Origin of the sequence: Rhizobium alarense (assembly GCF_021555155.1) — a bacterium.
Lineage (GTDB): Bacteria > Pseudomonadota > Alphaproteobacteria > Rhizobiales > Rhizobiaceae > Rhizobium_D > Rhizobium_D alarense.
Window position 1 is genome coordinate 1 of record NZ_JAKGBU010000136.1, and the last position, 8,173, is coordinate 8,173.

Annotated in this window: 7 protein-coding genes and 2 pseudogenes; 3 read left to right on the forward strand and 6 right to left on the reverse strand. The window is 64.1% G+C overall.

Annotation, left to right across the window (positions count from 1 at the left end; all coding sequences use genetic code 11):
* The 4 genes and pseudogenes from LXM94_RS24785 to LXM94_RS24800 all read right to left on the reverse strand — a co-directional run.
* On the reverse strand, positions 1–829 hold an 829-nt coding region (locus LXM94_RS24785), incomplete at its 3' end, for an iron chelate uptake ABC transporter family permease subunit (protein ID WP_235774411.1).
* The gene (locus tag LXM94_RS24790; RefSeq protein ID WP_235774413.1) at positions 826–1,668 is read right to left on the reverse strand and encodes an ABC transporter substrate-binding protein; all 843 of its coding nucleotides are present in this window, start codon (positions 1,666–1,668) and stop codon (positions 826–828) included. The genes LXM94_RS24785 and LXM94_RS24790, both read right to left, overlap by 4 nt.
* Positions 1,669–1,685: 17 nt before the next feature.
* Positions 1,686–3,830: a TonB-dependent siderophore receptor gene (locus tag LXM94_RS24795; protein ID WP_235774415.1), complete on the reverse strand. Its 2,145-nt coding sequence runs from the start codon at positions 3,828–3,830 to the stop codon at positions 1,686–1,688.
* Positions 3,831–4,031: 201 nt separating this feature from the next.
* A pseudogene (locus LXM94_RS24800) lies at positions 4,032–4,204 on the reverse strand (DUF3175 domain-containing protein); the annotation flags it as partial.
* A 236-nt stretch (positions 4,205–4,440) separates the two neighbouring features.
* On the opposite strand from LXM94_RS24800, the gene LXM94_RS26345 reads away from it, so the two are divergent.
* On the forward strand, positions 4,441–4,776 hold the full coding sequence (locus LXM94_RS26345) for an N-formylglutamate amidohydrolase (RefSeq protein ID WP_408015699.1): 336 nt from the start codon (positions 4,441–4,443) through the stop codon (positions 4,774–4,776).
* Positions 4,731–5,210 (forward strand): ATP-grasp domain-containing protein, encoded by a 480-nt coding sequence (locus LXM94_RS26350; RefSeq protein WP_408015700.1) that lies wholly within the window; start codon positions 4,731–4,733, stop codon positions 5,208–5,210. The genes LXM94_RS26345 and LXM94_RS26350 overlap by 46 nt, the downstream gene beginning before the upstream one ends.
* A 60-nt stretch (positions 5,211–5,270) precedes the next feature.
* Here the strand turns inward: LXM94_RS26350 and LXM94_RS24815 are convergent, their stop codons facing one another.
* Together LXM94_RS24815 and LXM94_RS24820 are read right to left on the reverse strand one after the other, a co-directional pair.
* Positions 5,271–6,488: an MFS transporter gene (locus LXM94_RS24815; protein ID WP_235774417.1), complete on the reverse strand. Its 1,218-nt coding sequence runs from the start codon at positions 6,486–6,488 to the stop codon at positions 5,271–5,273.
* 119 nt (positions 6,489–6,607) lie between these two features.
* On the reverse strand, positions 6,608–7,306 hold the full coding sequence (locus LXM94_RS24820; RefSeq protein WP_235774419.1) for a DUF899 domain-containing protein: 699 nt from the start codon (positions 7,304–7,306) through the stop codon (positions 6,608–6,610).
* 91 nt (positions 7,307–7,397) lie between these two features.
* On the opposite strand from LXM94_RS24820, the pseudogene LXM94_RS24825 reads away from it, so the two are divergent.
* Positions 7,398–8,173, forward strand: a pseudogene (locus LXM94_RS24825) (helix-turn-helix domain-containing protein); the annotation flags it as partial.

Genomic DNA, 8,173 nt, shown 5'->3' on the forward strand with positions numbered 1-8,173 from the left:
GGCGCGCGAAGGCGGGGGCGGCCAGTGCGACGAAGCTGATGACGCCCGCCGCCGAGACGACGAAGGTGCTGGCCGCGACGGCAATCGCAAGACCGGCCAGCCGAACGATGGCCGGCCTCAGTCCAAGGCTGCGCGCCGCCTCGTCGCCGGCGTCGAGAAGCCGCAGCGGCCGCAGGAAGAGAAAGGCGAGCAATCCGCAGGCGAGCAACTGGGGCAACAGTGCCTTCGCGACCGCGTCGCCGTTCTGCACCAAAGAGCCGCTCTGCCAGATGAACAGGTCCTCGGTATATTCCCGGTTGATCGCCATGAGAAGCGCGCCCGCGGAGCCGCAGGTGAGGCTTGTGACGAGGCCGGAGACGATGACCGCGACAGGCGAGAAGCGGAGTCGGCTCGCCAGGAGGAAGACCAGAAGCATGCTCGCCGCGCCGCCCGCCATCGCCACCGCCGACCGGCCGCTCTCGAGGAGATGCGGCGCATAGAGGGTGGCGACAGTCAGCGCCAGCCCGGCCCCTGCATTGGTGCCGACGGTCGTGGGTTCGGCCAAGGGGTTGCGCAGGATGTGCTGGAGCAGCACCCCGGAGAGGCCGAGCCCCAGCCCCGCAAGGATACTGACGGCGACGCGGGGTGCATAGGCGTGCCGGAACAGCAGCTCGCTCGCGACGGAATTGTCCGTGTGGACGAGCGCCCGCCACCACAGGTCCGGCGCGATAAGCGCCGCGCCGCCGTGGAAAGTGAGGACGGCGGCGACAGCGGCCGGGACGGCGACGAGCACCGCGAGCTTCCACCACCTGTCGGCCGAATGCCGGGATTCGCTGTCGAATGCGGTCATGCGATCACCGCATCGACGGCGAAACGGGCGAAACGGGCTGCGGCCGAAAGGCCGCCGAAGGGCCAGACGGGTGGTATCGTCACGACGTTGCCGGTCCGCACGCAGGGAAGATTCGCCCAGAGCGAGCTCTGTTCGATGCGAATGCGGATATGCGGCGGAATCGGGTCCAGCGACACGAGGCGCGCATCGCCGACGCCGACCAGCGCATCGATCCCGACCGTTGAAAATCCCCAACCGGACGTCTCACCCGTCCAGGCATTGACGAGCCCGATGCGATCCATCACATCCTGAAACAGCCCACCGCGGCCGTATATCCGCACATGCCGGTCATCGAACAGGCTGACGACCGCGACGGGCGGCACCGGGGCGGCAGCGACCCGGGCGGCCGCTTCGGCGAGTGTTGCGCGTGTTGCGGCAACGAGTGCGGTCCCCGCCGCCGCGCGGCCGAGCAGGCGGGCGAGCCGCAGCGTTTCGGCCTCGGCCTGTGCAAGCGGTTTCGCCGTTCCATCGTAGAAGGCGACGCTGAAGAGGGGCGCGAAGCGGGAAAACACGCTCTCGTCGTATCCATAGCCATAGGCGCCGGCGATAAGGTCCGGCTTCAATGCCCCGATCACTTCGAGGTTCGGCTCTCCCCGCGCGCCGAGATCAACCGTCCCGGCAGGAAGTTCCGGTGCCGCGACCCAATCCCGGTAACCCTTGAGGTCGGCGACTGCGATTGGCGGCAGCCCGAGCGAAACCAGCATCTCGGCCGAGGTCCACTCAAGACAGACGATCCGCCGCGTCGCTGCGACTGCGGCAACCGGCCGGAACAACGGGCCGGCCAGGCCTCCCCCCAGCATTGCGCGTCGCGTCAGGCCTACCAACGATATTTGACCGTGCCCACGATCTTGCGCCCTTCGCCGAAGAAGCAGCCCGCCGACTCCGAGAAACACGAGGCAACATAGCGTTTGTCGAAGAGATTGCTGACGTTGAGCTGGAACTCGTAGTTCTCGTAGGTGTAGTTCGCCGCGAGGTCGACGAGCGTCACGCTCGGTACCTTGAAGGAATTGGCGTCGTCGCCGTAGCTCGAGCCGATATAGCGGACGCCGGCACCAAGGCCGAGACCTTCGAGCGCGCCGCCCTGGAGCGTGTATTTCGCCCAGAGCGAGGCACGGTTCTGTGGCACGCCATAAGGCGTGTTGCCGCCGGTGCCCTCCGTGTCGTCCATGATTTCCGCATTGACATAGGCGTAGGCAAGCTTGATGTCCCAGCCGCCCGCCAGGCTTGCGACACCTTCGATCTCGATACCGCGCGAGCGGACCTCCCCCGTCTGGGTTGGTGTGTTTCCCTGATAACGGACGGCGTTTTCCTTGGTGAGGTCGAATGCGGACAGCGTTACGAAGCTGTTATAGCCCGGCGGCTGATACTTGATGCCGACCTCATACTGGCGCCCCGTTTCCGGCTCGAAGCTCGGATCGTCGAGTACCGGCATGAAGGACGTCGAATAGCTGGCATAGGGTGCGAGACCGTTGTCGGCGAGATAAACAAGCCCGAGCCGGCCGGAGAAGGCGTTGTCGGACTTGTCCGTGCGCGTCGAGCCGATCCTTTCAAGCGTTTCGGTCTGCGCCCAGTCGTGCCGCAGCCCGGCATTCAGCACGAACCGGTCGAGTTTGATCTGGTCGTTGACGTAAAGTCCGACCTGATGCTGGGTCGTCGTCGCATCCGTATAGACGTCGAGCGGCGGAAGTGGCGTTCCGTAGTCCGGATCGAAGATGTCGATCGGGCTGACGTCGGCATAGGTGCCCCAATCGCTGAAATGCGTGTACTGGTAGTCGAGGCCGAACAGCATCTTGTGGCCAAGCGCGCCTGTGTCGAAGACGGCCTCTGCCTGGTTGTCGACGGCAAAGCTCGAAAGCCGCGACCGGCCTTCGTCGGCATAACGAAGGAACTCCGATTCGTCGCTGACGTCGCCATCTCCGTCCGTGTCGTTCAGGCCTGCTCCAAAAACGCCGTCCTGCACGTTTTTCAGATAGGAATACCGGACGTTCTGACGGAAGGCCCAGGTCTCGTTGAGCTGATGCTCCAGTTCGTAGCCGATCGAGGCGATCGTCAGGTCGTAGCGATCGAACCCCGGTTCACCGACAAAGCGGTCGTTCGGGATTTCCCCGTTGTCGTTGGGCAGCACCGTTCCGGAGGCCGGCAGGAACTGGATGCCCCAGCCGGTCGAGTCCTTCTGATACTTTCCGAAGACCGTGAAATTTGTCTCGTCATCGGGCGCCCAGGTGACCGCGGGCGCGAAATAGACACGGTCGTCATCGACGAAGTCCACATGCGTGTCGCCCTTGCGGCCGAGCCCCGCCAACCGGTAGCTGACGACGCCGTCGTCCGAAAGCGGGCCGCCCAGGTCGAATTGCGCCTCGTAGCGGTCGAAGCTGCCGATGCTGACGCCGACCTCACCGAAGGGCTGCGAGGTCGGACGCTTGCTCGAATAGTTGATAAGCCCGCCGGGGCTGTTCTGACCGTACAGCACGGACGCAGGCCCGCGCACCAGTTCGATCGCCTCGGCGCCATAGGTTTCCAGCGGCAGGAAGGACGCGAACCCCGTTCCCTTCAGATGCAGGCCGTCGACGTAGAAAATCTCGTCAGACACGTTGAAGCCGCGGATTTGCAAACCGTAGCCACGGGTGTCGGCGCCATAGTTTTCACCGGCGACGCCGGCAGTGTAGCGAAGAGCCGCATTCAGTGTTTCCGCCCCTTGCGCTTCCATTTCATCCTGAGTGATGACCGAGACGGATTGAGGCGTTTCGATGAGGGCTGCGTCCGTCTTGCCGCCGGCCCGGCCGCTCTTGGCGACGTAGCCCTGCTCGTCGAAGAGGCCGCTGCTGCCTGCGGGCTGTTCGCCCTGTACCTCGATCGGACGCAACAGCGTCGTTCCGGAATCCTGCGCCATTGCAGATATGGAAATGCCGACGGTGCACGAGAGAAGGAGTGACGCGCGGGCAAGTACAGAACGCCTGGACATAAGAGCTTCCCCAAGCCGATATGTTGCGGAAATCGAGAATGTCGACCGGGGCCCTTAACCCGGCCCCGCTGCTGGCCTAAATAACTTGTAAATGATTGTCAACTTTTGATGCAGGCAGTATGCACTGATTATATTGCATATTTTAGCGGCATGTAGAATGAGGTCGTATCCCGACGGCTTATTTTGCCCGTCGCCGTTCGCCTCTCTGCCGTATTCCTTGCGCAGTTCATCTTTCGCTTTCTCGAGGGTGGCGCATCGGGAGTCCGACAGGTTGCCGCCGGCCCGATTGATGTAAAAGTCAGCATCGACATCGCTGACCGGAAGGCACTGGTTTTGCGACGGGAACTTGCGTCTGCCGACCGTTTCATCGCTCGTCTTTCAAATGAAGTGGCGCAGTCTTTTCCGGAACTCGATCCACCGGGCGCGCGCCTTGCCTATTCGCCCGAGCAGATGCAAAGCCCGATGAGATCGAAGACGAGATCGAATGCCAGTTCAAGAACACGGCTGAACCGTTCGCTCTCATCAGGCTCTGCATGTCGTCCACCTGCTATTCCATCAACGAACAGGATGCAGAAAGGCGCCACCAGTTCCCACACACGCCTTGTGGACCGTGCCTCGCGGTTTGTCGCCTGTTGTCGGGACTGCAATTCACGACGGGCATGTCGTCCGGCCGGAACTGGAGGCGCTTCGCGTCTTGTCTGCAGAGGAGCGGCGCCGGGAAGAAGACCCGTATACGGCCTCGATCATAGCAGACGTCCCGAACCGCGTCGTATTTCACAGATCCCGGTTCGAGATCGACCTCAATCGCCACCGAGGGGGTGCCGTCTATGGGAGACCGGATCAGGCCTGGGGCTTTCCGTCTGGAGGGGCACGCTTGCCGCGGAACACCGGGAAAGATCGCTGCAGGTCCATGACGACTATTGCGCGATGCTGCATGCCGTCCTGACAGGTATCGAGCGGCGCCACGGCGCCTTCGTCGTGATCGATGTGCACAGTTACAACCACCGACTCGGCGGCCCGACTGCCCCGGTCACCGAGCCCGCGAGCGCGCCGGACATCAACCCGGCGAAGGATGACGTACGCTGGAACATGAGTGCCGCGGGAGCGGCGACCAAGGTCGACATCACACCGCCGATCCTGGCCATCGCCGAGATGGTCCGCCCGAAGCTCGTCACGGATGGCATGTTCCTCGTCGGGGTGGACATCGTCAGCGACAAGATCCTAGAAATCAACGTCTTCACGCCCGGCGGCCTGCCGGGTATCGCGGAACTCTACGGTGTCGACCTGGCGCCGGACGTCATCATCGCTCTCGAACGCAAGATGGAGATGCGGCGCAACTACGCCGGCCGCCTGTCCAACAGGACAGCGGCGACGCTGTGACGGCAGGAGGGGCGGGATGCCTCTTCCTGCGCACCGTCGCCTGTCTATCGGCCTTCACCGCTATGCAGCCGCGGCGGCCTGCTGCCGTTGGGGGATGGGCCTGAAGGTCATCGCGATGAGGAAAGCCGCGATTCCGATGCCCCATGAGCCGACATAGAGCCACGTGTAGCTGGCGAAGGTATCGTAGATGAGCCCGCCTGCGAGCGGGCCAGTGGCCATGCCGAGACTTCCCGCCATCGCAGTGCCGCCGATGACCGTACCCATGAAGCGCAACGGAAAGTTTTCGCGGGCGATGACGGCGTAAAGCGGCATGACGCCGGCATAGATGAAGCCGAAAAGTGCCGCCACCGCGTAGAACGAGGCGAGCCCCTGGGCGAAGACATAGGCAAGCGCGCCGAAAGCCTGGACGAGTAGGCCGAGCACCAGGATCTGCTTGGCGCCAAACCGGTCGCCAAGGATGCCGAAAGCAACGCGTCCGCCCATGCCGGCAAGGCCCTCTATGCTGTAGATCGATACTGCCGCGATCATGGGAATGCCGCAGGTGATGGCATAGCTCACCGTGTGGAAGATCGGTCCCGAATGGGTGGCGCAGCAGAAAAAGTTTGCCAGCATCAGGATGATGAACTGCGGTGATTTCAATACCTGGTCCAGCGACATGGATTCCCGGTCGTCCGCGACGTTCGGCGAAGCCTCGGTGGTATCGTGCTCCAAGGCGGGCGCGCGGCGTACCAGGAGCGAGACGGGAATCATGACCACGGCGACGAGGACCGCAATGATCTGCAGCGCGGTTCGCCAATCGTAGATCGAGACAAGCCACGCCGCGAAAGGCGACATGGTCATCGGCGCCATGCCCATGCCCGCCGAGACGAGCGACACCGCCAGGCTGCGATGCGTGTCGAACCAGCCGGTGACGCAGGCCATCATCGGCGCGAAGATCGCCGCTGCCGCCGCTCCGACGACGAGACCGAAGACCAGTTGGAAGACGATCAGCGACGGCGACCAGCTCGCAGCCGCAAGGCTCGCTGCCAGTAGCACCGAACCCGCGAACACGATCGGACGGGGCCCCCAGCGGTCGGACAGGCCGCCCCAGGCAATGCTCGCGAAGGCCATGGCCAGAAAGCCGATCGTCATCGCACTCGAAACCCCGGTCATCGACCAGCCGGTGTCCCGCGAAATCGGCAGCAGGAACACGGGCAGGGAAAACATGGCGCCGATCGCCAGGCAGCCAAGCAGGCCGCCGGCGGCGACGATCACCCATCGATACTGAATATTGCTCATCCTGGTCTCCATTGCGGCAACCGCCGAAAACAACCGTGTGAAACAAGGCTCCGCATCCGCCGATCCGATAGCCGCGGCAAGGCGAAGGCCTGCTGTGCTGCTCCAGGCAAAGGCGGCGCTCAGTACTGGTCACGCCGCCGCACCCATTCCATCGAGAACCGCAGGCCGTCTTCATCGCGGCCCTTGGGAACGAGGTCGAGGAAATGATAGGCACCGTTCACCATCTCGACGCCCCGCCCGTAGCAGGAGTAGGTGTGGAACACCTCACCGTCTCCGCTCCTATAGAAGACGCTGACGCCGACCATATCCGACACGCCGTTCGGACGAATTTCATAATTATAATAGGTTTTCCCGGCCGCGAGGTCTTCCGGCGAGCAGGCGGCCTGATAGTCGAGGTTGAAGTCGCTGCCGTTCGACGACACCCATGGGAAGGTCCAGCCCATCCGCGCGCGGTAGGCCTCGATTTTCGCGAGCGGCGCCCGCGCGATCGCCGTGAACGTGACGTCGCGATGATTGAGGTGGATCGGGATACGGTCGAAATTGTCGGCCCAGAAGGAGCAGGACTTGCATCCCTCCTCCCAATCCGGCCCGAACATGAAATGGTAGACGATAAGCTGGGAGCGCCCGTCGAAGAGGTCGGCGAGCGACAGCATGCCCTGCGGTCCCTCGAAGCGGTAGTCCTTCTCCACCCGCTCCCAGGGCATCGCCATCCGGCGGCGCGTCAACGCATCGCGCTGGCGTGTGAACGCCTTTTCGGCAGCGAGCAGCTCGATCCGGGCCTTCAGCCACTCGTCGTGCGGGACCACTTGATTGCGCATCGTGGGGATCCTTCCTTTGCATGGCTTCGATCTACGCATAAATAAAGGAGGGACGTCCGCCGGTGGGAGTGACAAGTGTGACGGGATTTCCATGGATTCGCTGATCACCGCCGCGGCAAGGGCACTTGCCACCGGTGACCCGCTCGGCGCGCTCAAACGCGTGGCGCTGCGCGAAGACGGCCCGGCGCTCGCGTTGCGCGGTATCGCCATGGCGCAACTCGGCGACCTCGCAAGGGCCAAGATGCTTCTGAAGCGCGCGGCGCGCACCTTTGGACCGAAGGAAGCGGTCGCCCGCGCCCGATGTGTCGTCGCCGAAGCTGAGATCGCGCTCGTCTCCCGCGACCTCGCCTGGCCCGTCAAGACGCTCGCCCATGCACGGGCAATGCTCGAGGCCCATGACGACCATCTCAACGCCGCCCACGCACGCACGCTCGAAGCGCGGCGCCTCCTGTTGCTCGGGCGCCTCGATCAGGCCGAGCAGGCGATCGGCGAGCGGCGTCCGGATCTGTTGCCACCCGTCACACGCGTCGGGCAGGAACTGGTGAAAGCCGGCATCGCCCTTCGGCGGTTGCACACCGGGAGCGCACGTACCGCCGTCGCGCGCGCAGCCGAGGCGGCCCTTGCAGCCGACATACCCGCGCTTCTCGCGGAGGTCGACGCGACCCGGCGCGTGCTCGATGCACCGGCGGCCTGCTTGGTCAGCCAGGGGGAGAAGCGCCTCCTCACGCTGGAAGCGGTCGAAGCGCTGATGGTCTCGCAGGCACTCGTCGTCGATGCCTGCCGCAACGGGATATGGCAGGGGAGCGTCCAGATTGCCCTGGCGACGCGGCCGGTGCTGTTCGCCCTCGCCCGGTCGCTCGCCGAGGC